Source organism: Oryzicola mucosus (assembly GCF_014534685.1).
In the GTDB taxonomy this organism is placed as follows: domain Bacteria; phylum Pseudomonadota; class Alphaproteobacteria; order Rhizobiales; family Rhizobiaceae; genus Oryzicola; species Oryzicola mucosus.
Map to the genome: position 1 here is coordinate 123,453 of NZ_JACVVX010000005.1, position 25,218 is coordinate 148,670.

The window sequence follows — 25,218 nt, forward strand, 5'->3', positions numbered from 1 at the left end:
GTTCGCGACGATGCACATTGCTTGATCTGATTAATTTATAATCATTATGCCTATTATCTAGGCTGATAGTGCCGCTTTCGCGGCTCTGGACCTTGCCGCCACTTTGGATAGAGTCTGGCGCTAAGGCGGCAGGAGAGTTGTGTGCGGGAAGTTTTGACACCAAGTGAAATGGCGGAAGCCGACCGTCGAACCATCGCCGAAGGCAACATAAGCGGCATCGAGTTGATGCGCGCGGCCGGCTCGGCCATAACAGCCGAAATCCTCGCGCGTTATCCCTGCCCATTGGCCCATATCCTGTGCGGGCCTGGCAACAATGGCGGCGACGGCTATGTCGTCGCGCGGCTGCTGGCTCAGGCCGGCGTGCCAGTGAAAATCTGGGCAAGTGCGCCGCCACGCGAGAGCTCCGACGCTGCGATTGCCGCTGCGGAGGCCGAGGCGATCGCCGCCCCGCTTGCCGAGCTGAGCGTCGAGCCGGGCGCTCTGGTGGTCGATGCGCTGTATGGAGCAGGTCTCTCAAAGCCCTTGGGTTCATTGGAAGAAGCGGCGTTTGCCAAATTACACGATGCCGGAGCGATCATCGTCGCCGTCGACCTTCCGTCCGGCGTGTCCGGCGACAGCGGCGCTGTCCTCGGCGCTGCGCCGACGGCCACCTTGACGGTGACCTTCGCGCGGAAAAAACCGGCGCATCTGCTGCTGCCCGGAAAGGTCCTTTGCGGCGAAGTCGTGGTCGCCGATATCGGCATTCCAGACCAGATCGTCGAGGGGCTGAACGTGGCCTGCTTCGAGAATGATGTAAGGCTTTGGGGAGCTCAGTTCCCAAAGGCGGCGGTCGATGCGCACAAATACCGGCGCGGACATGTCGGCGTCTTTTCCGCCGGCCCCTCGGCTACGGGAGCTGCGCGCCTGTCGGCCATGGCTGCGGCAAGGGCAGGGGCAGGCGCCGTCACGCTTTTGTCGCCGGCAAACGCGCTTGCCATCAACGCCGCTCATCTGACCTCGATCATCCTGCGGCGGTCGGATGGACTGCCGGAGGCGGTCGAGTTCTTGGAGGCCCGCAAGCCCGACGCGCTTGTCTACGGGCCTGGGCTCGGTCCGCACCCGGAGACGGGACGCTTCGCGGTCCACCTGCTCAACGCAGCGCGCGGACTGGTCGGCCATATCGTGCTGGACGCCGACGGGCTGACGGCCTCAGCGCCGTTCGCAGCTGAGCTGTTCGCAGCCGCCCGCGAGAAAGATGCGTCCAGCCTCGTGCTGACGCCGCATGAAGGCGAGTTCGGCCGCCTCTTTCCAGCCATAGCCGCGGACAAGAGCCTGTCCAAGCTCGAAAAATCGCGAAAGGCCGCGGCGGAGGCCAACGCGATCGTCCTCTACAAGGGGGCGGACACCGTGGTGGCGGCGCCTGACGGTCGCGCGTCCATCAGCACCAACGGCACGCCCTTGCTGGCGACGGCAGGCTCAGGCGATGTGCTGTCCGGCATCGTCGCAGCCCTTCTGGCGCAGAAGATGCCGCCCTTCGAAGCGGCGAGCGCTGCCGTCTGGCTGCATGCGGAGGCTGCGCGGCGTTTCGGTCCAGGGCTGATCGCCGAGGACCTGCCCATGGCGTTGTTGCCAGCGTTGCGCGCGCTGGACGCTCAGCTGGCCTGACGCTGACCCGTTGTGGCGATCCGGTTCCTGCCGGCACGCTTGGCGCTGTAAAGCTCCTGGTCGGCGGCGTTTAGCACGCGGTCGAACGGGGCGCCGTCCTTGCTACCGAAGGCAATGCCGGCGCTCACGGTGCAGTACAGCGCCGACGTTTCCGCCGGGATGACCGTATGGGCGAGCGCGCTGCGGATATGCTCGGCGATTTTGAAAGCCTTCTCCGGCTTGATGCCGGTCAGCACAAGAGCAAACTCTTCGCCGCCAAGACGCGCCGGCACGTCGAGAGGCCGGCGGTCGCTCGCCAGAATGCGGGCGAAGACCCGCAGCACGTCGTCGCCGGCAGCGTGGCCATGCGCGTCGTTGATCGATTTGAAGTTGTCGAGGTCGAACACGATGACGGCCGTCTGTTCGCCGATGGGCGCATGGAACCGTTCGAACAGCGCGCGACGGTTGGGCAGGCCGGTGAGCGAGTCGGTGAAGGCCTCGAGGCGATGGCGTCGCGTCAGGCGCGTCTGGTTGAGCGTGAGCGACAGCGCGCCGATGCCGGTGAGGCAGGCGGTGACGACGATCAGGCTGAGGTTCTCCGCCCAGTTGTTGGGAGCCGCGCCCAGCACCAGCCGGCCGTCCATCGCAAGGACCACGCCGCAGAGCAGGAAGGACAGCGCGGTCACGGCGTACAAGGCGGCCAGCGCGAGAAGGAGCGCGGGCATCTCGCGCCGGCCCTTCCAGTATTCGCGCGCCGTGGCCAGGAGCAGGAGGGTCGCCGCGGCATTCTCGGCGATGAGGGCGAGGCCGTCATAACCGAAGGCCAGCGGCACGAGGCAGGCGCCGATCGCGACGGCGGCGGAGAGGACGACCGTCTTGCGCGGGAAATTATTGGTGCGGAACTGCCGGGCGGCGCCGAACAGGATGGCGAAGCTGGCCTGCAGGGCGGTCAGCCCGATAGCCAGCAGCAGCAGGTTCGGCGCGGCGACATAGGCGGCGTAAAGGAAGACGTAGAACACGATGAGCAGGGCGCTGACGGCCCATTTCAACAACAGGCCTTCCTTGCGCATGGTGAGCCACGAGCCGAACATGGTGATCGCCAGGCAGACGCCTGAGAAGCCGATGGCCAGGAGCAGCGAACCATAGTCGAGCGACATGCGAACCCTATTGCGCACAAGCCCGCACTCAAACGCCAGGCAGGCCGCAGTGTGGCTCAAAGGGGTGTCGATATCGTTACACTGCCGTCATAAAATACCTCATAACGCTTGCCGCGCCAAGATGCCGCCCTAAGAAGCCGCGACGCGCTTCATGAGCGCCTGGGCGCCGAAGGGGGCGCGCACCTTGCCCTCCGAGATGAAGTAGACGAAGACGTCGCGCGGCTGAACCTTCGCCGTCGTGTCCGGATCCGCGTAGCGCAGATCGTCGGGAGCCTTGCCCGCGGCCCATTGCTCGGCGCGGGCCGCCCATGCGTCCAGACCCTTGTCGGTATAGCAATCCGGATTGTCGTCGGAACCGGTCTGCAGCCTGAGATAGACGAAATCGCCGGTGACATCGGCAATGCCGGGATAGGTGGCATGGTCGGCATAGACCAGCGTGACCTTGTATTTGCGCAGCAGGGCGGGGAATTCCGGCACGACAAAACTGTCGTTGCGCACCTCGACCGCATGGCGCAGTTTGACCCCGTCCTGCTTTTCGGGCAGCAGCTTCAAAAAGGCCTCGAAATCCTCGGCGTCGAATTTCTTGGTTGGCATGAACTGCCACAGGATCGGGCCGAGCTTGTCGCCCAAGGCGGCCACGCCCGACTCGAGAAACCGCGCCATGGACTCGCCGGCCTCGCCGAGCACGCGGCGGTTGGTGATGAAGCGGTTGCCCTTGAGCGAAAAGACGAAGTTTTCGGGCGTCTCGCTCGCCCATTTGACGAAAGTCGGCTCCTTGAAGGACGAATAATAGGTGCCGTTGACCTCGATGGTCGGCACCTGGCGGGCGGCGAATTCGAGCTGTTTCTTCTTGGCCAGCTTTTCGGGATAGAAGGACGTGTCCCAGGGCTCGAAGGTCCAGCCGCCCATGCCGGCCCGAATGGCGCCGCTTGCGGATTTGGTCATGATCTTCTCCCGATTTTTTGTCGCGATGGATGTCTTCGACCCCGAAACCGGTTCCACTTTCGGGAGACATGCAGCGACCGCGAAAATGCTCGGCCCGGCCGGCTTTGTCCATCGCCCGAAAAACGCTGCTGACAAAATAGTCGGACCGCGCATAATCGGCCAACATTTTTGGCGCGCGCGAGCGTGGCTGCGCGGCGGCGGACAAAGCTGTCCTGTCGAAAGACTTGTAGGTCATGAACTGTCGGGGTGCTCCAGGGTCCAGAGCGCCAGCCCGTGCACATCGTCCAGGGTGCGGTCGACCTCCCGGGCGTGGCGCGAGCCCGGTGCCCGAGCGCCGGGCGGCGGCCCGCCGCGCAGCGGCGACAGGCGATGAAACGCGCCGCGCCGCCGCCGTTGCCGCCAGCGCACGAAGCGTCGGGCCTGGCGCGGCAGATCGTCGAGCGCGCGGCCGAGCGCTGCGAGCCTGAGCCGCAGGCGGTCGGCATCGAGCGGATCGTCGGGTTCCGGGGTCGGGCGGGCCGGGACAAGCGAGGGCGTATCAAGGCCAAAGCCGCGAATGCGCGGCACGATGGCGGGCCGCGAGGGCTTGTGGCGGGGCAGGCGCAAGGGATCGAGCAGCGGCAGCGCCATGGATTGGGGCGCGGGGCGGGGCGGCATGGCTCCTTTCGGCATCACGATGCCGGTGCCGCCGGGCGCGCGCAGGAAGGCGGAGTGTTGCTGCGATGCGCGAACAGGCGAGTGCTGGTGCGGCACAATCATGCCGCGCGCGGCGAGGACAATCAGCCGCCGCGCTGCCGCCTCGGCGGGACGCAGCAGCCGGAGAATGGCGCGATGCAGATGGCGCGGCAGGGTGTTTTGGCCAACATCCGTGCCAGCCGTGCGCTGGCTTTCGCCAGCCGCAACCGTCATGCCGGCCATGGCGACGAGCAAAGCGAGCAGGCGCTTCAACGCCGCCTGATGCTTGTCGATCGCCCCTGCCCAATCCATCGCCGCCTCCTTTCGATTTTCCAAGGCGGTTGGAGTGTAGAGCGGGTGCGGAGAGTGTGGATAAACTTTTGCGATTTGTCACTCTTCCTTCTCCCCTTGCGGGGTGAAGAGCGGTCGGCGAAGCCGCTCAATCGACAACGATTTGTCGATTGATCGATGAACGCCCGGAGCCCTGGCGTTAGTGCATCGTCAGCGCCGACGCCCCCTTCTCCCCTTGCGGGAGAAGGTGCCCCGAAGGGGCGGATGAGGGGTGCTGGAAGAAACGAGGCGATGGAGGACGGGGAGGCCAGGGGTATTAGCGCGCAATACGCAGCCTCTCACTCCGTCCAACACCCCTCATCCGTCGCCTGTCTTTCGCTCTCTGCGTTCGCTCAAGGGCGACACCTTCTCCCGCAAGGGGAGAAGGGGCGCGCTCCTTTCTGCCTCCGCAGGTGTATCTCGTCGATTGATCGGCTTCGCCGACCGCTCTTCACCCCGCAGGGGGAGAAGGAAGAGGCGCGGGTTCAGCCTCTTTTCTTCTGAAAACGCGGCGGTAAAATCCCGTCATGCCGCATCAGCCTGTTCCGCCTGAAAAGCGCCGGTTCGCCAAAACGCTTCGGCGCGACATGACCGAAGCCGAGGAGCGGCTGTGGCAGGAATTGCGCGGGCGGCGGCTGAACGGCATCAAGGTGCGGCGGCAGGTTCCGGTCGGGCGATACGTCGCCGATTTTCTTTGTGCGGAGGCGATGCTGATCATCGAGATCGACGGCTCCCAGCACGCGGATTCCGATCACGACCGCCGACGTTCCGCCGACCTGCAAGCCCAAGGCTTCCGCGTATTGAGGTTCTGGAACGACGAGGTGCTGCGGGAAATGAACTCGGTCTGCGATACCATCATCGCCTTTATACGCGACCGAACTTTGCAGCCCTGGCGCTAGTGCGTCGTCAGCGCCGACGCCCCCTTCTCCCCCTGCGGGAGAAGGTGCCCCGAAGGGGCGGATGAGGGGTGTTGGAAGACACGAGGCGATGGAGGACGGGGACGCTCGGTGCATTGACGCGCGCAATACGCAGCCTCGCACTTCGTCCAACACCCCTCATCCGACCTCGCTCTCGCTGCGCTCGGCTCGGCCACCTTCTCCCGCAAGGGGAGAAGGGATGGCGTTACATGCTCGCCACCGGAATTCAAAGTCATGGCGGTAGTGCGTCGTCAGCGCCGACGCGCCATCTCCCCCATGTGGGATGGCGCTGGCATCGACGTCGCCGCTACGGATTTTACCGATCCAATCCTCGTAGAACTGTTCGTTTTTGAGCACGTGGTTTTCCAGCACGCGCAAAATCTCCTGGTCTGCTTCGGCGATTAGAAAATCGACTTCATCCAGCCGCTCCGTGCAATGGTCTTCGAGGGTCTTCCACCGTTCGTCTTGCGAACAGGGCGGCAAGTCAGTGCCGATCCCTCAATATTAAATCAGTCCCCTGCAAGATTTACAAGCATATCACGAATAGATTCCTCATCAATGATTTCTATCTCAAGACGTATAGGAGCATAACTATCCCACGGAAATTCTTGTATCCCTTTTAGACCGTTTCTTTCCCACCACTTAAAGGCCCACCACGCAAAAAGGTCTGCCCCCTGGATCGGCATATAATCTTCATCTTTCACCATTTCTGGCAGCGAGCCACCTGTTGGTATATTATTTAATTCTATATTCCGCCAAACCCTTCGGATAACCTTATCGTGCGTTGTGCTATCAAGAAACAGCCGTGACCTTCCGGGAAATTTTTTTGCGGCCCAAAAATGCACACGGTGGCTCGCAAGATCATACGGCTTCGCCAGACCCTTATTCGCCTTTGATTCTCGCGTAAGTCGCCTTAAGGCTTCGATGTCTACGACGCATAAAAAAACGACACGGACATGTTTCTCGATTAGTCTATATAGTGCTTGAGTTTTTACCCAGCCTGGGTCCCTGTCCTTGTGGCCATCGCGACTCATTTTGAATGCAGGGTCTATCCCAAATCGTTCTAGGTAAAATTTCCATTTTCTTGAGAAACGTGCCCATTCACTCTCGTGTGCCGCTAAAGCTGCCATCAGAAAATGTCTTCCGTTTTCACTTTCGTCAGCAAATACGTGAATTGGTCTGTCTAAGTCGGGAATAATTACACCCATGTTATTGGGATGCGACGGCGAGTCACCACGGTTCTCGACGCCCTCTCTCCCGTCGCTTGTCGATGCAGAGATATCAGCAGCCGAAATCTCAAACTTGCGGACTGAATTCGCGTCATTTTTACTAACCGCATTTGCAGGCAAGGGAAGTCGGACGTCTTCGAATTCACCCCTGTAAAATTCATCAAAAATGAATGTTCTTGCACACTCGCCTATATCTGACGCCCAGTATGCGAGGTCGCGAACGTGATATTCGTATGGATAACGAAACTTTCTAATTGCATCCGCTGCCTCAGCAAGGGCCTGATCAAAACTTGGAATTGGTTGTCCGCTTCCTTCGGATTGTAGTTGTCGCAGTCGTGCTTGACTTGGTTTCGGGTGCTCCCAAAGATGACGAATACCATGCGCGATATGGGCAGGAAGCATCTTAAAAAGATCAAGAAGATTTGAAGTCGGGGGAGGGGGTTCTTTTTTAGAATTATATATTAGAAATTTGAAGTATATCTCGGTGGCTGTTGCATTAAGGAGAAGCATCGGGATTGTTACATGAGGATCGGCAACCGCGCTGGGATCATAATTGTTAGGCTCAAGAGAGATGTGCGCACGCCGCAGTTGCTCGGCATAAAGAAGCATCTTCCGAGGACTGTATTCGGCTACCCCAGCCATTCGGTCCGCCATCCTTTGTCAGAAGCCTAACAACGCCAAATAACAATTAGTAAGGTGCAACAAGCGCCTTTCTATCAATACCTACTCCGCAGCCTCCCGTTTCCCCCGCGGCCGGCGCTCCAAAAGCTCCTTCAAGAACTGACCGGTGTAGCTGCGTTTTTCGCGGACGATGTCTTCCGGCGTGCCGGAGGCGACGAGTTCGCCGCCGCCGTCGCCGCCTTCGGGGCCGAGGTCGAGCACCCAGTCTGCCGTCTTGATGACTTCGAGATTGTGCTCGATGACGACGACCGTGTTGCCCTGGTCGACCAGTTCGTGGAGGACTTCGAGCAGCTTGGCGACGTCGTGGAAATGCAGGCCGGTGGTCGGCTCGTCGAGGATGTAGAGCGTCTTGCCGGTGGCCTTGCGCGACAGCTCCTTGGCGAGCTTGATGCGCTGCGCCTCGCCGCCCGACAGCGTGTTGGCCTGCTGGCCGATATGGATGTAGCCGAGGCCGACATCCCTGAGCGTCTGCAGCTTGTCGCGCACGCCGGGAACGGCGGCGAAGAAGTCGACGCCTTCCTCCACCGTCATGTCGAGCACATCGGCGATGGACTTGCCCTTGAAGGTGACGTCCAGCGTCTCGCGGTTGTAGCGCTTGCCGTGGCAGACGTCGCAGGTGACGTAGACGTCGGGCAAAAAGTGCATCTCGATCTTGATGACGCCGTCGCCCTGGCAGGCCTCGCAGCGGCCGCCCTTGACGTTGAAGGAGAAGCGGCCGGGCTGGTAGCCGCGCGCCTTGGCCTCGGGCAGGTTGGCGAACCAGTCGCGGATCGGCGTGAAGGCGCCGGTGTAGGTGGCCGGATTGGAGCGCGGCGTGCGGCCGATGGGCGACTGGTCGATGTCGATGACCTTGTCGAGGAATTCGAGGCCTTCGATCCGGTCGTGATCGGCGGGATGCTCGCGGCTGCCCATGATGCGGCGCGAGGCGGCCTTGAACAGGGTTTCGATCAGGAAGGTTGATTTGCCGCCGCCCGACACGCCGGTGACGGCGGTAAACGTGCCGAGCGGGATTTCGCCGGTGACGTTTTTGAGGTTGTTGCCGCGCGCGCCGACGATTTTGATGCGGCGGTTCTTCTTCAGCGCGCGCCGTTCGGCGGGAACCGCGACTTCGAGGTCGCCGGAGAGGTAGCGGCCGGTGAGCGAGGCGGGGTTGGCGATGACCTCGCCGGGCGTGCCTTGCGCGATGATGCGGCCGCCATGGATGCCCGCGGCGGGGCCGATGTCGACGACATAGTCGGCGGTCAGGATGGCGTCCTCGTCATGCTCGACGACGATGACCGTGTTGCCGAGGTCGCGCAGATGGCGCAGCGTGTCGAGCAGGCGGGCATTGTCGCGCTGGTGCAGGCCGATGGAGGGCTCGTCCAGCACATAGAGCACGCCGGTCAGGCCGGAGCCGATCTGCGAGGCGAGGCGGATGCGCTGGCTCTCGCCGCCCGACAGCGTGCCGGAATTGCGCGACAAAGCGAGGTAGTCGAGGCCGACATCGTTGAGGAAGCGCAGCCGCTCGCGGATCTCCTTGAGGATGCGGAAGGCGATCTCGTTCTGCTTGGCGTTGAGCTGCTCGGGCAGCGTGTCGAACCAGGCATTGGCCTTGCGGATCGACAGCTCGGTGACCTGGCCGATATGGCGGCCGCCGATCTTGACCGCCAGCGCCTCGGGCTTGAGGCGGTAGCCGTTGCAGGCCGGGCAGGGCGTGGCCGACATGAAGCGCTCGATCTCCTCGCGCATCCAGGCGGATTCGGTCTCCTTCCAGCGGCGCTCGAGATTGGGGATGACCCCCTCGAAGCTCTTGGTGGTCTTGTAGGAGCGCAGGCCGTCATCGTAGTTGAAGGCGACCTCGCGGCTGCCGGTGCCGCGCAGGATGGCGTTCTTGGCGTCGTCGGACAGGTCCTTGAACTTGTCGCCGAGCTTGAAGCCATAGACGCGGCCCAAGCCTTCCAGCGTCTGCGAATAATAGGGCGAGGTCGACTTGGCCCAGGGCGCAATCGCGCCGTCGCGCAGCGAGACGGACTCGTCGGGCACGATCATGTTGGGGTCGATGGCGCGCTGGTTGCCGAGGCCGTCGCAGGTCGGGCAGGCGCCGAACGGGTTGTTGAAGGAAAACAGCCGCGGCTCGATCTCGGGGATGGTGAAGCCGGACACCGGGCAGGCGAATTTCTCAGAGAAAAGAATGCGTTCGTGGGTTTCGTTCGCGGATTTGTTGGCCGAGCCGCCTTCGGAGGTCTCGTCGGCGGGCAGCGGCTTGTCGGCGAATTCGGCCACCGCCAGGCCGTCGGCGAGGCGCAGCGCGGTTTCCATCGAATCGGCCAGGCGGGTGGCGATGTCGCCGCGCACGACGATGCGGTCGACCACGACGTCGATGTCGTGCTTGTACTTCTTGTCGAGCGCGGGAACCTCGGCGATCTCGTAGAAGGTGCCGTCGACCTTGACGCGCTGGAAGCCCTTCTTCTGGAGCTCGGCGAGTTCCTTGCGGTACTCGCCCTTGCGGCCGCGCACCATCGGCGCGAGGATGAACAGGCGGGTGCCTTCGTCCAGAGCAAGCACGCGGTCGACCATCTGGCTGACCGTCTGGCTCTCGATGGGCAGGCCGGTGGCGGGCGAATAGGGCACGCCGACCCGCGCATAGAGCAGGCGCATATAGTCGTAGATCTCGGTGACGGTGCCGACCGTCGAGCGCGGGTTCTTGGAGGTGGTCTTCTGCTCGATGGAGATGGCGGGCGACAGGCCGTCGATCTGGTCGACATCCGGCTTCTGCATCATTTCCAGGAACTGGCGCGCATAGGCCGACAGCGATTCGACGTAGCGCCGCTGGCCCTCGGCATAGATGGTGTCGAAGGCGAGCGACGACTTGCCCGAGCCCGACAGGCCGGTCATCACGATCAGCTTGTCGCGGGGCAGGTCGAGATCGACGTTCTTGAGGTTGTGCTCACGCGCACCGCGAATGGAAATGTATTTATGGTCGGCCATGGCCGGTCCGCCGCCTTGTCTCACTGGATGAAGGATGTGCCGACTTGGGATCCGGCCACCCGACATGTAGGTAATTTTGCCGCGCCGTCGAGGGAGGCAGTCGGAAAACGTTTAAGCGCCTTTGCGCTCCGCGGGCAAGCGAAAAAGGAACAAAGGCCGAACGCGCTCCTGACACCACGCTGTCAGGTGACATGTCAGCGCAGCATCAGCACCTGGCAGGCGTCGCCGGCTTCCGCGGCGGGCGCGAAGGGCGGGCGCACGATGGCGCAATTGGCCTCCGACAGGGTGCGCAGCATCGAGGAGTCCTGGACGTCGAACGGCGTGGCGACGAGGCCGCCCGGCGTCTCCACAGCCCTGGCGCGCACATAGTCCTGGCGCGAATCGTTTTCCTTCATCGCAGCGCCAAGCCGGGCTTCGCGCAGCGGCGGCGCATAGGCGCGACCGCCCAGCTTGGCCAGAAGCGGCTTGATGAACAGGGTGGTGCAGATCAGGCTGGCGACGGGGTTGCCGGGCAGGCCGATGCAGCGGATGTCGCCAAGCCTGCCGAACATCAGCGGCTTGCCCGGCCGCATGGCAATCTTCCAGAAGGCGAGGTTCACGCCCATGCCTGTCAGCACGTCGTGGATGAAATCATGGTCGCCGACGGATGCGCCGCCGAGCGTGACGATGACATCGGCGCCGGCGTCGCGCGCCGTGGCGATCAGGGCTGCGATGGCATCCTCGCGGTCGGGGGCGATGCCGAGGTCGAGCACGCGTGCGCCAGCCTCGCGGGCCAGGGCTGCAACGCCATAGGCGTTGGAGGAAATGATCTGGTCGGGGCCGGGGGTGCTGCCCGGCAACAGCAACTCGTCGCCGGTGGCGATGATGGCCAAAAGCGGGGCGCGCACCACCTCGACCGTGGGATGGTTGGCGGACGCGGCGAGCGACAGGGCCGCAGCGTCCAGCAGACGGCCCTTGTCGAGCAGACGATCGCCGTCCTTGAAGTCGAGGCCGCTGTAGCGGATGTGACGGCCGGCGGCGACGGTTTCGAACACCTCGATCTTTCCGTCACCGAGATCCCTGACGTTCTCCTGGATGGCGATGGTGTCGGCGCCGGGCGGAACGGGTGCGCCGGTGAAGATGCGCACGGCCTGGCCCGGCCCGACAGAACCGGCGAACTGCCTGCCGGCCGGCGCGACGCCGATCACATCGAGCTGCGCGGGGACATTGGCGACATCACCGGCCTGGACGGCGTAACCGTCCATCGCCGAGGCATCGAAGGGCGGTTGCGTGCGCAGCGCATGGAGCGGCGCGGCGAGGATGCGACCGGCCGCATCGTGCAAGGCGACCGTCTCCGAGCCGCGCGGTTCGGCACCGTCGAGCAGATGAGCAAGGGCTGCGTCGACCGGTGTCAAAGCCATGGTGTCCTCACTCCGCGCGAAAATCGCCTGATTTGCCGCCGGTCTTTTCGATCAGCCGGATGCCCGAAATCACCATGGCGCGGTCGACCGCCTTGGCCATGTCGTAGATGGTCAGGCAGGCGACCGATGCCGCCGTCAGCGCTTCCATCTCCACGCCAGTCCTGCCGGAGACCCGCGCCAGCGCTGTGACACGCAAGCCGGGCAGGCTTTCATCGGCTTCGATATCGACCGAGACCTTGTTGAGCAGCAGGGGGTGGCAGAGCGGGATCAGTTCATGGGTGCGCTTGGCGGCCATGATTCCGGCAATGCGCGCCGTGGCGAGAACATCGCCCTTCCTGGCGTTGCCTGACAGAATCAGCGACAGCGTTTCGGGCAGCATGGTGACGGTGCCTTCGGCGACGGCCGTACGCACGGTCTCCGCCTTGTCGCCGACATCGACCATATGGGCTTCGCCCCTGGCGTCGAGATGGGTGAGGGCGGGCGGCTTGCTCATCACGCCGCCACGTCAGCCGGGCCGAACAACAGGGCCTGCGTGGCGGCCGTTACGTCGTCCTTGCGCATCAGGCTCTCGCCGACGAGAAACGTGCCGATGCCGCTCTTTTCCAGCCGCAAGCAGTCGTCATGGGTGAAGACACCGCTTTCGCCGACCAAGAGCCGGTCGGCAGGCACCATCTTTGCAAGGCGCTCGGAGGTTTCGAGACTGACTTCGAAAGTGCGCAGATTGCGGTTGTTGATGCCGAGCAGCTTCGAGGTGAGCTTCAGCGCGCGCTCGGTCTCTTCTTCGTCATGGACTTCGATCAGCACATCCATGCCGAGTTCGAAGGCGGTTTCCTCCAACCGATGCGCGAGATCGTCGTCGACGCTGGCCATGATGATGAGAATGGCATCCGCCCCCCAGGCGCGCGCTTCATAGACCTGATAGGTGTCGAACAGGAAATCCTTGCGCAGAGCGGGCAGGGTGCAGGCCTTGCGGGCCGCGGTGAGGAATTCCGGCGCGCCCTGAAACGACGGGGCATCGGTCAACACGGAAAGACAGGCAGCTCCACCGGCTTCATAGGCCGCTGCCAAGGCGGGCGGGTCGAAATCCGGACGGATCAGGCCCTTGGAGGGGCTGGCCTTCTTGATCTCGGCAATCAGGGCGAACTGCCCGGCATCCCGCTTTGCCTGCAATGCGCGTTGGAAACCGCGCGGCGCGCCCATGTCGAGCGCCCGCGCCTTGATGTCGGCAAGCGGGATCGCAGCCTTGGCGGCGGCGATTTCCTCGCGCTTATAGGCTTCGATGCGGCTGAGAATGTCGGCCATGATCCTATCCGTTCGATGCCGCCACCAGCCTGCCGAGCACGGAGAGCGCCTGGCCGCTGTCGATGGATTGTGTTGCGAGCGCAATGCCTTCGGGCAAATCCTTCGCCTTGCCGGCGATGTGGATGCCGGCGCCGGCATTCATCAGCACCGTGTCGCGATAGGCTCCCGGCACGCCCGAGAGAACGTCGCGCAACGCCTTGGCATTGAACGCCGCGTCGCCGCCGCGCAGATCGTCCTTGCTGTGGCGCCCAAGCCCGAACTCTTCCGGTGTCAGCGTGAAGCTGCGCACCGCGCCATTGGCGATTTCCGCAACGGAGGTTTCGCCCGTCGTGGTGATCTCGTCAAAGCCGTCGCCATGCACGACCCAGGAATGATCGGCACCCAATGTCTTGAGGGTTTCGGCGACCGGCAGCACCCATTCCGGAGCAAAGACCCCGACCATCTGGCGGGTGACGCCGGCGGGATTGGAAAGCGGGCCGAGAATATTGAAGATGGTGCGGGTGCCGAGTTCGACCCGGGTCGGGCCGACATGCTTCATGGCAGGATGATGCGCCGGCGCGAACATGAAGCCGATGCCGGCTTCCTCGATGCAGCGGCCGATCGCCTCTGGCGCCAGGTCGATATTGATGCCGAGGCTGGTCAGAACATCCGCCGCGCCTGTCTGCGAGGACAGGCCGCGATTGCCATGCTTGGCCACGACGACGCCGGCGCCCGCCGCCACAAGGGCCGAGGCGCTGGAAATGTTGACGCTGTGCGAATTGTCGCCGCCGGTGCCGACGATATCGATGGCGCCCGCCGGAGCCGTGACGCGCAGCATTTTCTCGCGCATGGTGGCGACCGCGCCGGAGATTTCCTCCACACTTTCGCCGCGGACGCGCAGCGCCATGAGGAAGCCGCCGATCTGGCCGGGAGTGGCATTGCCCGACATGATGATGTCGAAAGCCTCGCGCGCCTCCTCGAAGGTGAGGGACGAACCGCCTGCGGCCTTGGCGATGTAGGGTTTCAGCGTGCTCATGTCAGAAGGCCAACGCCTGATCGATGGCGGCCTGATTGGTGCTCACCGAATACTTACTGCTCAGCTTGGCGATGAGCTGGTCGAGCAAGTCGGACGACATGCCGGAGGTGAACGTGTTGCGGGCGGCTTCCGGCAGGCTGCTGGCGTCCGCGCCGGCCGGCTCGAACACCTCGGTGACCTTGAACAGGATGCGGTTGCCATCCGTCGGCGCGGCGAAGGTTCCGACGGCGTTCTGCGCGACGTCGAATACGGCTGCGACTCCGTCCTGCCCGAAATCGGCATCGTCGGCGCCACGCTTCAGGCCGCGCTTGGTCTGCTTCTCCGACTTCACCTCAGCGGCGATGTCGTCGAGGCTGGCGCCGCCTTCGACCCGCTTCTGCAACTCGGTAGCCTTTTCGGTGAGAAGCCGGGTGGTTTCCTGCGCGGTCCAATCGGCAACGACCTTCTCACGGACTTCGTCCAGGGTGCGGTCGCGGGCAGGGGTCGTGCCATCGAGTTCGTAGAACACGTAGCCATTGCTGCCGACATTGATCGCCGGGTTTTCCGTGCCGACCTCGGCGTCGAACACCGCCTGGATGAGATCGCGCGAAGATGGCAAGGTGTTGATGACGTTGCCGGCCACGTCGAGCGCGTTGCGGTCGATGGCGTCGATCGTGGTGATCTTCAGCTTCAGTCTGTCGGCGGCTTCCTGCATCGACTCGCCGCCGGCGCGCGCGTCCTCATAAGAATCATGCACGTCGAGCAGGACGCGGTTGGCTTCCGCCAGAGCGAGATCGCGGCGGATTTCCTCCTTGACCGCGTCGAAGGGCTTCACCTGCTCGGGGTTGATCGCGGTGACGCGCAGCAGGACCGGGCCGAACATGCCCTGGACGACATCGCTGACCTGGTTGACCTGAAGGCCGAATGCCGTGTCGGCGACGCCCTGATCGGGCACGCTGTCCTTGGTCACGGTGCCGAGCGCAACGTCGGCAGGGGTCTTGCCCTGTTCGGCGACGAGCTGGTCGAAGGTTTTTCCACCGGCGAGCGCATCATGCGCTGTCTTGGCGGCATCTGCGTTCGGGAACACCAGCTGCTCGACGGTACGCGTCTCGGGCGTGGTGAACTGCGCCTTGTTGGCGTCGTAGTCGGCGCGGACCTGATCGTCGGCCACGGCGGTCAGATCGACGATGTCTTCCGGCTCCAGCTTGATGTAGCGGAACTTGCGGTATTCGGGGGCGGCGTAGCGCTGCTTGTTTTGTTCGAACCATGCGGACAGCACTTCTTCCGAGGGCGCGGCCACCGGCTGCACCAGCGATTCCGGCAGAACCACGAATTCGGCGGTGCGGTCTTCGCCCTGATAGAGCGCGGCGGCGCGCAGGAAGGTGTCGGGCGCGCGGAAGCCGTCGGAGACCGCCTCGACGATCTGCTGGCGCTTGGCATCCTGCGAGCGGGTGCGCAGATAGTCTTCGGAGCGCATGCCGATCTGGCCCAGGATGTAGTCGAAGGCCTGGCGGTTGAACCGCCCATCCTGGCCGCGGAAGGTGGGGTCTTCGCTGACGAGAAGGGCGAGACGGTCCTTCGACAGACCGAGATTGAGTTCGCGCGCCTGTTCGTCGAGCACGGCGCCGCCGATCAGCTGGGCCAGGACCTGCTGGTCGACGCCGAAGCTGCGGGCCTGGTCGCGCGTCAGCTGCTGGCCGAACTGCTGCGAATAGAGATTGACCTGCCGGTTGTAGGCGAGACGGTAATCCGTTGCCGAAACCTCGGTGCCGCCGACCGTTATGACATTCTGGTTGCCGAAGCCGCCGAGCATCGATCCGGAGATGCCCCAGACGCCGAAGCTCAGCACGAGAAGCAGAAGAAGGATCTTGGCGACCCATGTACCGGCGGCGCGTCTAAGCGATTCGAGCATCGTGTCTTCCTGTTTCGGCGCGGTTTTGCCCGCACTTTTGCATGGTGAAAGCGCAATAGCGTCCTTATCGGCCACTGTCGATTGCTTTGTGGCGCCATTTTGGTAGGGAGGGCCCGTTCGATTGTCACATCAATGGGAAGAGATCGCATGACGCCCGGAATTCGCCCGCTTGTCGCTGGAAACTGGAAGATGAACGGCACATCGGCGTCGCTGAACGAATTGCTGGCGATCGGAAACGGCTTCATGGCCGGGCTGGACGCCAAGGCCGACGCGCTGATCTGCGTTCCGGCGACGCTTCTGGCGCGCGCGGCCGACACGCTCGAGAGCACGCCGGTCAAGGCGGGCGGCGAGGACTGCCACGCGAAAGAAAACGGCGCCCATACCGGCGACATTTCGGCAGAGATGCTCAAGGACGCCGGCGCGAGCTCCGTCATTGTCGGCCATTCCGAACGCCGGACCGACCATGGCGAGACCGATGCCGTCGTTCACGCCAAGGCGGAAGCCGCATGGCGGGCCGGGCTGACAGCCGTCATCTGCATCGGCGAAACCCGCGCCGAACGCGAAGGCGGTGCGACGCTCGACATCTTGTCGCGGCAGATCGAGGGCTCGGTGCCGCAGGCGGCGACACCCGAAACCACCGTCATCGCCTATGAGCCGGTGTGGGCCATCGGCACCGGGCTGACGCCGACGGTGGACGACGTGGCCGAGGCGCATGCCCATATCCGCAAGCAGCTGGCTGCGAAGCTGGGCGAAAGCGCCTCGAAAATGCGCATTCTCTATGGCGGCTCGGTGAAGCCTTCCAACGCCAGCGAGCTTCTGTCGATCGCCAATGTCGACGGCGCGCTGGTCGGCGGCGCGAGCCTCAAGGCGGTGGATTTTCTCGGCATCGCCGAGGCCTATCGGTCGATGTGATCACCCGCCTCGCGGTTGCATTGGTTCGGCCGCTTCCCATATTCGGCGAGCCGAGGCTTGGAAATGCCTCAAAACCATTGTAATGAGCCGCCTTTGAAAGCCGGGCGTCAGCTCGAACCGCCCGCCGCAGCCCGTTCAAGATCCCAGGAAGCGCTATGCAAACCATCCTTATCGTCGTTCACTTGATGATCGTGCTCGCACTCGTGGGCGTGGTGCTCGTGCAGCGGTCCGAAGGCGGTGGTCTGGGCATCGGCGGCGGATCGGGCTTCATGACGACGCGCGGCGCAGCCAACGCGCTGACCCGGGCGACGGCTGTTCTGGCGCTGGCCTTCTTCATCACCTCGCTCGGCCTGTCGCTGATGGCGCGCCACAGCGAGCGTCCGATCGACATTCTCGACCGCATCCCGGCAGGACAGCCCGGCAGCGGCGGCGGCGTGCTCGATCAGCTCGGCGGCTCCGGCACAACGGCGCCGGCAGCACCCGCGCAGCCGGCTCCGCCTTCGGGCGACGGCGCATCCGTTCCGAGCGCTCCGGCGGCAACCGCGCCCGCCGCACCGGCGACCGAAACCCCGGCGGCGCCGGTTACTCCCGAACCGGCAACGCCGGCGCCCGCGGCTCCGTCCGATGCGACCCCGGCTCCCGCAGCACCCGCCGCGCCGCAGGTTCCGAACAACTAGTAGAGCTCCAAGCTTTGCCTGGACTTTCCAGACAAACTCTAACATTCAGGCTTTGTTAACTTTCAGTTTGCCGCGTTTCTGTTGTTCTTCGAACACAGGCGCGGCAAATTTGTTTTGATCACGAAGATTCGACGGGGCCGGACCGGCCCCGCATCTTGAGCAGCGCCGTAACAATCGCTTATAGACAATCTCTCGACTGCGCCTGTCCTCGAGGACCTGCGCCATGTCTCAGGCAACTTCGGAATTCCGGGATATCGTCACCATGCAGCTTCGCCGCTTCATTCTCATCGGTCTTTGCTCGGTGTTCTGCACCGCAAGCGCTGCCCTTGCCGCAACGCCAGCGGGCGTCGTCGGCAATGCGCCGTCCACGGCTGCGACCAGCCATGTCATCGCCATCGCCGCCAAGAGCGACGCAGCCCAGCTGAAGGCCTTGCTGCGCAAGAAGAGCCCGACCGCCGAGGAGCAGAAGCAGATCAAGCAGTTGCAGGCCAAGATCGCCGCCGACCGCGCCGCGTCGCTGGAAAAGCAGCGCCAGGCCAAGCTGGAGATGATGCGCGCCGCCGCCAGGGAGCGGGCGCAGAAGGAACGCGAGACGTTCTTTGCCCGCAAGGCGGCGCCGGCTGAAAAGCCCGCCAAGGTCGTCGTGCAGGCGCCGGTGCGCAAGGTTCCCGTCGCGGTCGCAGCACCCGTGCAGCAGCCGCAGCCGATGCCGGCCGATGTGATGGCGTTCGCCTCGCAAGGCAACAACGGTGAATTGCGCAGCGAGCAGGTGACAGCCGCGGCGCCGCAGCGCGTCGGCCTGTTCGGCGGCCTCTTCGGCGCCAGCCAGCCGGTCGTGCGCGACGCCATGCTGCCGCAGACCCGCGCGCTGGACGGCGTGCTGGAGCAGCGCGAGGCGCAGCGCGGCAAGTTCAAGGTCAAGTCGGAATTCGAGCCGCAGGTCGTCGCCTTCACCGGCTATCGCCCCGGCCAGATCGTCGTCGACACCTCCTCGCGCTTCCTCTACCTCATCGAATCGTCGGGCACCGCGCGCCGCTACGCCATCGCCGTCGGCCGCGAAGGCCTCGAGTTCAAGGGCCGCGCCACGGTCGGCGACAAGCAGGAATGGCCGCGCTGGTTCCCCACCGCCGACATGCAGAAGCGCGAGCCGTCCAAATACGGCCGCTACAAGGACGGCATGAATGGCGGCCCGGACAACCCGCTCGGCGCGCGTGCGATCTATCTCTACCAGGGCAAGACCGACACCCACATCCGCATCCACGGCACCAACCAGCCGCAGACCATCGGCACCAACTCGTCGAATGGCTGCTTCCGCATGGTCAACGACCATGTGATGGACCTGTACCGCCGCGTGCCGATGGGCGCGGAAGTCATCGTCCTGTAAAGACCTCACAGGAAATGCTCGAAAGGCCGGCGCGTGCCGGCCTTTTTGTTTGCGCGGACGGGCGTACCTATCTAAGCGACGACCAACACAAAAAATGCGCCATCTTGGGAAAAAGCCGACGCGGCGGTTTTTTCTCTGGCGGAATCGATTTGGCCGCGATAAGCGATAACTCCCATGGCGCGATATGTATTCATCACCGGCGGCGTGGTTTCTTCTCTTGGAAAAGGCATTGCCGCAGCGGCCCTTGGGGCTCTTCTGCAGGCACGCGGCTATCGCGTGCGCATCCGCAAGCTCGATCCGTATCTGAATGTCGATCCCGGCACGATGTCGCCTTACCAGCATGGTGAGGTGTTCGTGACGGACGATGGAGCGGAAACCGACCTCGATCTCGGACATTACGAACGGTTCACCGGCCGCTCTGCCAATCAGAGCGACAACATCACCACCGGCCGAATCTACAAGAACATCATCGAGCGCGAACGGCGCGGCGACTATCTCGGCGCGACCGTGCAGGTGATTCCGCACGTCACCGACGAGATCAAGAACTTCGTGCTCGACGGCAATGACGACTTCGATTTCGTGCTGTGCGAGATCGGCGGCACGGTGGGCGACATCGAGGCGATGCCGTTCCTCGAATCGATTCGCCAGATCGGCAACGAGCTGCCGCGCGGCCAGTGCGTCTATATCCACCTGACGCTGATGCCCTACATTCCTACGGCGGGCGAGCTGAAGACCAAGCCGACGCAGCATTCGGTCAAGGAACTGCGCTCGATCGGTATCGCGCCGGACATCCTTCTGGTCCGCGCCGACCGCCAAATTCCCAAGGAAGAGCGCCGCAAGCTGTCGCTGTTCTGCAATGTGCGCGAATCGGCCGTCATCCAGGCGCTCGACGTGGCGCATATCTATGACGTGCCGATGGCCTATCACAGCGAAGGGCTGGATTCGGAGGTTCTGGCAGCCTTCGGCATCGACCCGGCGCCCAAGCCGCGCATGGAGCGCTGGCAGGAGATTTCCAGCCGCATCCACAATCCCGAGGGCGAAGTCACCATCGCCATCGTCGGCAAATATACCGGCCTCAAGGACGCCTACAAATCGCTGATGGAAGCCCTGTCGCATGGCGGCATGGCCAACAAGGTGAAGGTCAAGCTGGAGTGGATCGAATCGGAAATCTTCGAGAAGGAGGATCCGTCTCCCTATCTCGAGAAGGTCCACGGCATCCTGGTGCCGGGGGGGTTCGGCGAGCGCGGCTCAGAAGGCAAGATACTGGCGGCGAAATTCGCCCGCGAGCGCAAGGTGCCGTATTTCGGCATCTGCTTCGGCATGCAGATGGCCTGCATCGAAGCGGCCCGCTCGCTGGCCGGCGTGACCGAGGCGTCTTCGACCGAGTTCGGCCCCGCCACGGAACCGGTGGTCGGCCTGATGACCGAATGGCTGAAGGGCAACATGCTGGAGAAGCGCCGCGAAACCGGCGACCTCGGCGGCACGATGCGTCTGGGCGCGTACCAGGCCAGCCTGAAAGCCGGCTCGCGCATCGCCGACATCTATGGCGATACCGACATTTCCGAACGCCACCGCCACCGCTACGAGGTCAATATCGACTATAAGGAGCGGCTGGAGGCGTGCGGACTGGTGTTTGCCGGCATGTCGCCCGACGGCGTTCTACCCGAGACCGTGGAATATCCCGACCATCCCTGGTTCATCGGCGTGCAGTATCATCCCGAGCTCAAGAGCCGCCCGTTCGAACCGCACCCGCTGTTTGCCAGCTTCATCGGCGCTGCGATGGAACAGAGCCGTCTGGTGTGATCCACGACTTGTCGGGCGGGGCAACACGATCCGTGTTGACTTTGCCCGGCAGCCGATGGGATATGCCAGCGTCTCTTCGGGGCTTGGCGGAATTGGTAGACGCAAGAGACTTAAAATCTCTCGGGCTTGCCCGTACCGGTTCGATTCCGGTAGCCCCGACCACACCTATTCCGACATTCCACGTCGCCAGGTTCAGGCCAAAACCGGTCCGGTGAGCTGCATGGCGGGTTTCGGAAGGCATCCCATCTCGATGAGGCTTGTTTTGACCGCTTCATTCAGCGGCGTTCTGGGTTCGCGTCCGATCAGTTCGACCAGCCTGGAATTGTCGAGGCGCACCGGATAACGCCAGTAGGGCGCCAACTCCGCCGCCTCGCGCGGAAAACTCGCGAAAGGCGCAGCAAGCCGCATCAGCCACCATGGAAACCCGTAAGAGCGGAGCCGGCTGCCGCAGGCATTGCGGATCGCTTCCACCATCGTCTTGCCGCTGTCGTCGACGTAGCCTTCGAATTGCAGCCGTTCGAAGCGTCCCAGGCGTGTGGGGTTGTCGACAAGCTGTGCGAAAGCCTCGGCGAGGTCCGGGAGATAGGCCCAACTGTGGCCGCTGCCGCGTGCAGGATCAACGATGCGCCGCACCGGCTTTCCCGGTGAAACCATGGCCTGTGCGAACCAGCTGGCGCGAGCACCGGGTCCGAAGAAATCGCCGGCCCGCAAGATGAGCGAGGGCACCTCCGGTGCGGCCTGTTCCAGGCGCTGTTCAAGCGCGACACGGATCTGGCCCTTGCGGCTGTTCGGATGCTGCGCGCTGTCTGCCGAGATCACCGGGGTGGCCTTGGGATCGAAATTGTAGATTGTGCCGGGAAGCACGATGCGCGCGCCGCCCGCCGATTTGGCAGCCGCGATGGTGTTGTCGATCATGGGAAGGACGAGCTTGTCCCAATTCATATAGTTCGGCGGGTTGACCGCATGGACGACGATCGTCGCACCCGCGACGGCCCTGATGACATCGTCGCGCTCCATGGCGTCGCCCGCGACCCAATGAACCTGTGCAGGGCCTTGGTTTTGGGCTTTGGCTGTGTCGCGGACCATGCCGCTGACATGCCAGCCATGGCGGACAAGGGCCGTGGCGATGCTGCTGCCGATACCGCCGGTTGCCCCAAGCACGAGAGCTGTCTTGTTCTGTTCCATTGATCTGGTCCTCGTCTCAATCGTTCGATGAGAGGAAGATGGGGCCAATGCAGGTGAAAGATAATTGCAAATTATCCGACAGATGCTAGTCATAAATTTATGAGCAGACCGGTTGAATGGGACGATCAGCGCATCTTTCTCGCGGTCCTTGACGAGGGCAGCCTGTCGGCCGCTGCGCGGCGTCTGGGATTGTCGCATCCCACGGTGCGCAGCCGCATCGAGGCGCTGGAGCAGAGCCTTGCAACCGTCCTGTTCACGCGTTCGGTGAATGGATTGACGCCGACCGAAACCGCCGAGGCGTTGCGCGCGCCGGCCCGCGCCATGGCGGTTGCATCCGAGCTTTTCATCCGCCAGGCATCGGCCCCGAGCGGAGAGGTCGCAGGCGTCGTCCGGATCAGCGTCTCGGATGCCATGGGGATCGAGGTGGTGCCGGCGATGCTCAAGCCCTTGCGCGACGCTCATCCCGGCATCCGCATCGAGCTGTCGCTGAGCAACGCGCCGGCGGACCTGTTGGCCCAGGAGGTCGATATCGCCGTGCGAACCGTCGCTCCGAAGCAGGAGGCGCTGCGGGCCAAGAAAGTTGCCGCGATCCCGCTCGGCCTGTTCGCCTCGCGCTCTTATGTCGAGCGGCGCGGCAGCCCGGCCGGTCTGGACGACATGGTGGACCACGATGTCATCGGGCCGGACCGACACCGCGGTGACCTCGCCTTTGCGGAGCGGCTCGGCCCGGGTTTTGCACCTGCGCGTTTGGCCGTCAGGACCGACAGCCATCCCGCGCAGCTCGCCGCGGCCCGGGCAGGGCTCGGCATTGCCGTGGCGCAGGTGCCGTTGGGGGAAAGCGATGCAGGGCTGGTCCGCATCATCCCTGACCTCGATGTCGCAGTTCTCGAGACATGGATCGTCACGCATGAGAACCTGGCGAAGGTTCCGCGTGTGCGGACGGTCTTCGATTCCCTTGCCGCCTCGTTCGAGACCTTCGGGAAACGGTGAAGCTTTTTGCTTCGTGAGTTCTGTCAGGCCGCCGCGAGCTTTGCGCGGCCATGCGGGGATCGCGACAGCCTGCGCGTGATGACCTTCAGGTCGACTGCTTCGGCCACCGTCAGCGCCGATCTCACGGTTTCGGTCAGCGACGACGAGACGAAATCGGCGTTGGTATCTTCTGCTGCAATGATCGGGCTGTCCTGGCCATTGGCCATGGGGATGAAGAGCCCCACGCGCGTGCCTGGCCTGAATCGCTTGACACGCCGGACGATCTGGCGCGCCTGGGATTTCGAATTCCCGTTGAGGAAAGCGATGACAATCGTCTCGACCTGATCGGCCGGAAGCAAAGCGGACATCCGGCCGGAAAACAGCGTGTGCTGGGCCTTCGAAACCTCGGCGCCCTCGACCTCGAGCACTTGCGCAAGCATCATCGCCGCCGCGTCGTCCATCGCACCGCGCCCGCCGACACACAGAACCGTGCGGCCCTTGCCATCCGGAAAATCGGTTTCATCCGAGGGAGCGGCCGCATCCTCTTCCTCCTCGTTTTCCTCTTCATCCGCGATGTCGGAGAGGTTGTCGACGAGGGTTTCGGCGCTGGACGAAAACAGCGTCATCTGCGTTTCGGACATGACGCCGCGCTGCCGGTCGGTCTCACCCAGCAACAGCGCGGGAATGCCGACCTTCTCATAGTAGTCGACGAGAAATTCCTCCTTCAGGAATTCCTCGGCATTGTCGGTCGCTTCGTCGGGATCGCCGGACAGAAGCCGCTGATAGAGCTTTTCCCTTGGCTCCAGCACCGGCTCGTTGCCGAGCAGAACATCGAGGAAGCCGAACTGTGGAACATGTTTCCCGAGCACGACCAGGCAGACCGTCAGCGGCGTCGACAGCATCAGCCCCAGGGGACCCCACAGCCACGACCAGAAGATCGCCGAGATGATGATGGCGAGCGGCGAAAGGCCGGTTTGGGAGCCGTAGAGCCAGGGCTCGACCACATTGTTGCTGACGAGTTCGGTGACGAGGAACAGTGCTGCGACCCAAAAGACGAGGGACCAGCCGGGCGATATGGCCAAAGCGAGGAACAGGGGCAGGACCATGCCGATGACCGGACCGATATAGGGCACGAAGCGCAGGACAAGCGTCAGCAGCCCCCACAGAATCGCGTTGGGGATTCCCAGGAACCAGAGCCCGAGGGTGATGGGGAAGGCGTAGAGGCTGTTGACCACCAATTGCATCAGCAGATATTTGCCGACGCGCTTGCCTGCATCCTGCAAGGCGGCGGTGGTGCGGTGAAGGTCGCCCAGGCCGACCAGCCGGATGAACCGGTCGCGCAGCCCCTCTCGCTCGATCAACATGAAGATGACGAGCACGATCACCAGGCCGGCGGTCGCGAACGGTTTGATGAGCGGCAGAATGAGATTGCCGAGCGTCTCGATCGGGTTGGCGCGGTCGACGATCTCCACGGGCAGAGGTTGACGTTCTATTGGCGCGGGAACCGCCTCCGGCGCAGGCTGCATCTGGCTTTGGACGGCGCGCGTCTCGATCTCCGCGCCGACCCGCTCGACCGCGCTGTTGAGGCGTTTCAGCCATTCGCTGCCGGCGCCGGCCTCGGTGAAGGACTGGACCTTCTGCGTGATGTTGCGCTGGTAGGTCGGGATGTTCTGGGCGAGGTTGGCGACCTGGGTGGCAACGATGAAGCTGAACACAGTGATTGTGAAGAACGCCATGGCCACGGTGACGATCACGGCCGCGATTTTCGGCACCGAGCGCCGCCGCAGGAACGAGACGATGGGCGCGATGGCGAAGGTCAGCAGCAGCGCCAGCGCGAGCGGTACGAAGATATCCTCGCCGATGCGCAGGATGGCCACGACGGCGATGATGGTCAAAACGGCGAAGCCCGACAGTTTCGTCCTCGCGATCGCGTCGTTGCGCGAGGCCAGCTGATCCTCGGATGTCTTGTCGATGGTGGGAAATCGCGTATCCACAGCCGCCCTCTATCCAAGGATCGGACCAGATGAAAAGTTGCCGTCAAAGGTCTCTGGCCGTCCACCAGAACACAACTGTCATCTATTCGTTCCGCTGGGTCGGCGTGGGGAAACAGTTTCTTTCTTCCCAGGCAAAACGGCTGCGAAAAGGCGCAGCCGGCA

General features: G+C 63.6%; 20 protein-coding genes and 1 tRNA gene. 8 read left to right on the plus strand and 13 right to left on the minus strand.

All coding sequences use genetic code 11. The features are described from left to right. Positions 1–141 precede the first annotated feature (141 nt). Positions 142–1,644 carry an NAD(P)H-hydrate dehydratase gene (locus ICI42_RS16470; RefSeq protein WP_330999188.1) on the plus strand — a complete coding sequence of 501 codons (1,503 nt, stop codon included), beginning with the start codon at positions 142–144 and terminating at the stop codon, positions 1,642–1,644. Here ICI42_RS16470 and ICI42_RS16475 read toward each other — a convergent pair. From ICI42_RS16475 to ICI42_RS16485, 3 genes are all read right to left on the minus strand, one after another. Then, positions 1,632–2,780 (minus strand): GGDEF domain-containing protein, encoded by a 1,149-nt coding sequence (locus tag ICI42_RS16475; RefSeq protein ID WP_188165689.1) that lies wholly within the window; start codon positions 2,778–2,780, stop codon positions 1,632–1,634. The two genes, ICI42_RS16470 and ICI42_RS16475, sit on opposite strands and share 13 nt — an antisense overlap. Before the next feature lie 129 nt (positions 2,781–2,909). Further along, positions 2,910–3,725 carry a DUF72 domain-containing protein gene (locus ICI42_RS16480; RefSeq protein WP_188165690.1) on the minus strand — a complete coding sequence of 272 codons (816 nt, stop codon included), beginning with the start codon at positions 3,723–3,725 and terminating at the stop codon, positions 2,910–2,912. 231 nt (positions 3,726–3,956) lie between these two features. Continuing rightward, positions 3,957–4,712 carry a hypothetical protein gene (locus ICI42_RS16485; protein ID WP_188165691.1) on the minus strand — a complete coding sequence of 252 codons (756 nt, stop codon included), beginning with the start codon at positions 4,710–4,712 and terminating at the stop codon, positions 3,957–3,959. 545 nt (positions 4,713–5,257) lie between these two features. Between ICI42_RS16485 and ICI42_RS16490 the strand changes: the two genes are divergently transcribed. Further along, positions 5,258–5,629 carry an endonuclease domain-containing protein gene (locus tag ICI42_RS16490; protein WP_188165692.1) on the plus strand — a complete coding sequence of 124 codons (372 nt, stop codon included), beginning with the start codon at positions 5,258–5,260 and terminating at the stop codon, positions 5,627–5,629. Between the two features lie 156 nt (positions 5,630–5,785). On the opposite strand, the gene ICI42_RS16495 is transcribed toward ICI42_RS16490, so the two are convergent. The 8 genes from ICI42_RS16495 to ICI42_RS16530 all read right to left on the minus strand — a co-directional run bounded on the left by ICI42_RS16495 (position 5,786) and on the right by ICI42_RS16530 (position 16,132). Then, positions 5,786–6,130, minus strand: a complete 345-nt coding sequence (locus ICI42_RS16495; protein ID WP_188165693.1) for a hypothetical protein — start codon at positions 6,128–6,130, stop codon at positions 5,786–5,788. 26 nt (positions 6,131–6,156) lie between these two features. Next, on the minus strand, positions 6,157–7,518 hold the full coding sequence (locus ICI42_RS16500; RefSeq protein WP_188165694.1) for a DUF3800 domain-containing protein: 1,362 nt from the start codon (positions 7,516–7,518) through the stop codon (positions 6,157–6,159). A gap of 81 nt (positions 7,519–7,599) precedes the next feature. Further along, positions 7,600–10,524, minus strand: coding sequence for an excinuclease ABC subunit UvrA (gene uvrA, locus ICI42_RS16505; RefSeq protein WP_188165695.1), 2,925 nt, complete (start codon positions 10,522–10,524; stop codon positions 7,600–7,602). Between the two features lie 194 nt (positions 10,525–10,718). Next, complete coding sequence (locus ICI42_RS16510) at positions 10,719–11,924, minus strand: molybdopterin molybdotransferase MoeA (RefSeq protein ID WP_188165696.1); 1,206 nt, start codon at positions 11,922–11,924, stop codon at positions 10,719–10,721. Between the two features lie 7 nt (positions 11,925–11,931). After that, complete coding sequence (gene moaC / locus ICI42_RS16515; RefSeq protein WP_188165697.1) at positions 11,932–12,417, minus strand: cyclic pyranopterin monophosphate synthase MoaC; 486 nt, start codon at positions 12,415–12,417, stop codon at positions 11,932–11,934. Further along, on the minus strand, positions 12,417–13,229 hold the full coding sequence (trpC, locus tag ICI42_RS16520; RefSeq protein WP_188165918.1) for an indole-3-glycerol phosphate synthase TrpC: 813 nt from the start codon (positions 13,227–13,229) through the stop codon (positions 12,417–12,419). The genes moaC and trpC overlap by 1 nt, the downstream gene beginning before the upstream one ends. Position 13,230: 1 nt before the next feature. Further along, a complete protein-coding gene (gene trpD / locus ICI42_RS16525; RefSeq protein WP_188165698.1) occupies positions 13,231–14,241 on the minus strand; it encodes an anthranilate phosphoribosyltransferase in 1,011 nt (336 codons plus the stop codon). Position 14,242: 1 nt separating this feature from the next. After that, positions 14,243–16,132, minus strand: a complete 1,890-nt coding sequence (locus tag ICI42_RS16530) for a peptidyl-prolyl cis-trans isomerase (RefSeq protein ID WP_188165699.1) — start codon at positions 16,130–16,132, stop codon at positions 14,243–14,245. Positions 16,133–16,279: 147 nt separating this feature from the next. On the opposite strand from ICI42_RS16530, the gene tpiA reads away from it, so the two are divergent. From tpiA to ICI42_RS16555, 5 genes are all read left to right on the plus strand, one after another. After that, positions 16,280–17,044: a triose-phosphate isomerase gene (gene tpiA, locus ICI42_RS16535; protein WP_188165700.1), complete on the plus strand. Its 765-nt coding sequence runs from the start codon at positions 16,280–16,282 to the stop codon at positions 17,042–17,044. Positions 17,045–17,199: 155 nt separating this feature from the next. Beyond that, on the plus strand, positions 17,200–17,721 hold the full coding sequence (gene secG / locus ICI42_RS16540; protein WP_188165701.1) for a preprotein translocase subunit SecG: 522 nt from the start codon (positions 17,200–17,202) through the stop codon (positions 17,719–17,721). A 223-nt stretch (positions 17,722–17,944) separates the two neighbouring features. Then, positions 17,945–19,105 (plus strand): L,D-transpeptidase family protein, encoded by a 1,161-nt coding sequence (locus ICI42_RS16545; protein WP_230980408.1) that lies wholly within the window; start codon positions 17,945–17,947, stop codon positions 19,103–19,105. A gap of 174 nt (positions 19,106–19,279) precedes the next feature. Then, positions 19,280–20,908 (plus strand): CTP synthase, encoded by a 1,629-nt coding sequence (locus ICI42_RS16550; RefSeq protein ID WP_188165702.1) that lies wholly within the window; start codon positions 19,280–19,282, stop codon positions 20,906–20,908. Positions 20,909–20,985: 77 nt separating this feature from the next. Further along, a tRNA-Leu gene (locus ICI42_RS16555) sits at positions 20,986–21,070 on the plus strand. Positions 21,071–21,100: 30 nt separating this feature from the next. Here ICI42_RS16555 and ICI42_RS16560 read toward each other — a convergent pair. Continuing rightward, positions 21,101–22,093 carry an NAD(P)H-binding protein gene (locus tag ICI42_RS16560; protein ID WP_188165703.1) on the minus strand — a complete coding sequence of 331 codons (993 nt, stop codon included), beginning with the start codon at positions 22,091–22,093 and terminating at the stop codon, positions 21,101–21,103. A gap of 99 nt (positions 22,094–22,192) precedes the next feature. Here ICI42_RS16560 and ICI42_RS16565 point away from each other — a divergent pair, with 99 nt between their 5' ends. Then, positions 22,193–23,083 (plus strand): LysR family transcriptional regulator, encoded by an 891-nt coding sequence (locus ICI42_RS16565; RefSeq protein ID WP_188165704.1) that lies wholly within the window; start codon positions 22,193–22,195, stop codon positions 23,081–23,083. A gap of 23 nt (positions 23,084–23,106) precedes the next feature. Here ICI42_RS16565 and ICI42_RS16570 read toward each other — a convergent pair whose 3' ends face one another. Then, entirely contained in the window at positions 23,107–25,011 is a 1,905-nt protein-coding gene (locus ICI42_RS16570; protein WP_407945180.1) for an AI-2E family transporter, read from the minus strand. Positions 25,012–25,218 lie beyond the last annotated feature (207 nt).

Coding starts and splice junctions, on each gene's coding strand:
- ICI42_RS16475 (WP_188165689.1), bottom strand. CDS start 2,780: ATGTCGCTCGACTATGGTTCGCTGCTCCTGGCCATCGGCTTCTCAGGC.
- ICI42_RS16480 (WP_188165690.1), bottom strand. CDS start 3,725: ATGACCAAATCCGCAAGCGGCGCCATTCGGGCCGGCATGGGCGGCTGG.
- ICI42_RS16485 (WP_188165691.1), bottom strand. CDS start 4,712: ATGGATTGGGCAGGGGCGATCGACAAGCATCAGGCGGCGTTGAAGCGC.
- ICI42_RS16490 (WP_188165692.1), top strand. CDS start 5,258: ATGCCGCATCAGCCTGTTCCGCCTGAAAAGCGCCGGTTCGCCAAAACG.
- ICI42_RS16500 (WP_188165694.1), bottom strand. CDS start 7,518: ATGGCTGGGGTAGCCGAATACAGTCCTCGGAAGATGCTTCTTTATGCC.
- uvrA (WP_188165695.1), bottom strand. CDS start 10,524: ATGGCCGACCATAAATACATTTCCATTCGCGGTGCGCGTGAGCACAAC.
- ICI42_RS16510 (WP_188165696.1), bottom strand. CDS start 11,924: ATGGCTTTGACACCGGTCGACGCAGCCCTTGCTCATCTGCTCGACGGT.
- moaC (WP_188165697.1), bottom strand. CDS start 12,417: ATGAGCAAGCCGCCCGCCCTCACCCATCTCGACGCCAGGGGCGAAGCC.
- trpD (WP_188165698.1), bottom strand. CDS start 14,241: ATGAGCACGCTGAAACCCTACATCGCCAAGGCCGCAGGCGGTTCGTCC.
- ICI42_RS16530 (WP_188165699.1), bottom strand. CDS start 16,132: ATGCTCGAATCGCTTAGACGCGCCGCCGGTACATGGGTCGCCAAGATC.
- tpiA (WP_188165700.1), top strand. CDS start 16,280: ATGACGCCCGGAATTCGCCCGCTTGTCGCTGGAAACTGGAAGATGAAC.
- secG (WP_188165701.1), top strand. CDS start 17,200: ATGCAAACCATCCTTATCGTCGTTCACTTGATGATCGTGCTCGCACTC.
- ICI42_RS16545 (WP_230980408.1), top strand. CDS start 17,945: ATGTCTCAGGCAACTTCGGAATTCCGGGATATCGTCACCATGCAGCTT.
- ICI42_RS16550 (WP_188165702.1), top strand. CDS start 19,280: ATGGCGCGATATGTATTCATCACCGGCGGCGTGGTTTCTTCTCTTGGA.
- ICI42_RS16560 (WP_188165703.1), bottom strand. CDS start 22,093: ATGGAACAGAACAAGACAGCTCTCGTGCTTGGGGCAACCGGCGGTATC.
- ICI42_RS16565 (WP_188165704.1), top strand. CDS start 22,193: ATGAGCAGACCGGTTGAATGGGACGATCAGCGCATCTTTCTCGCGGTC.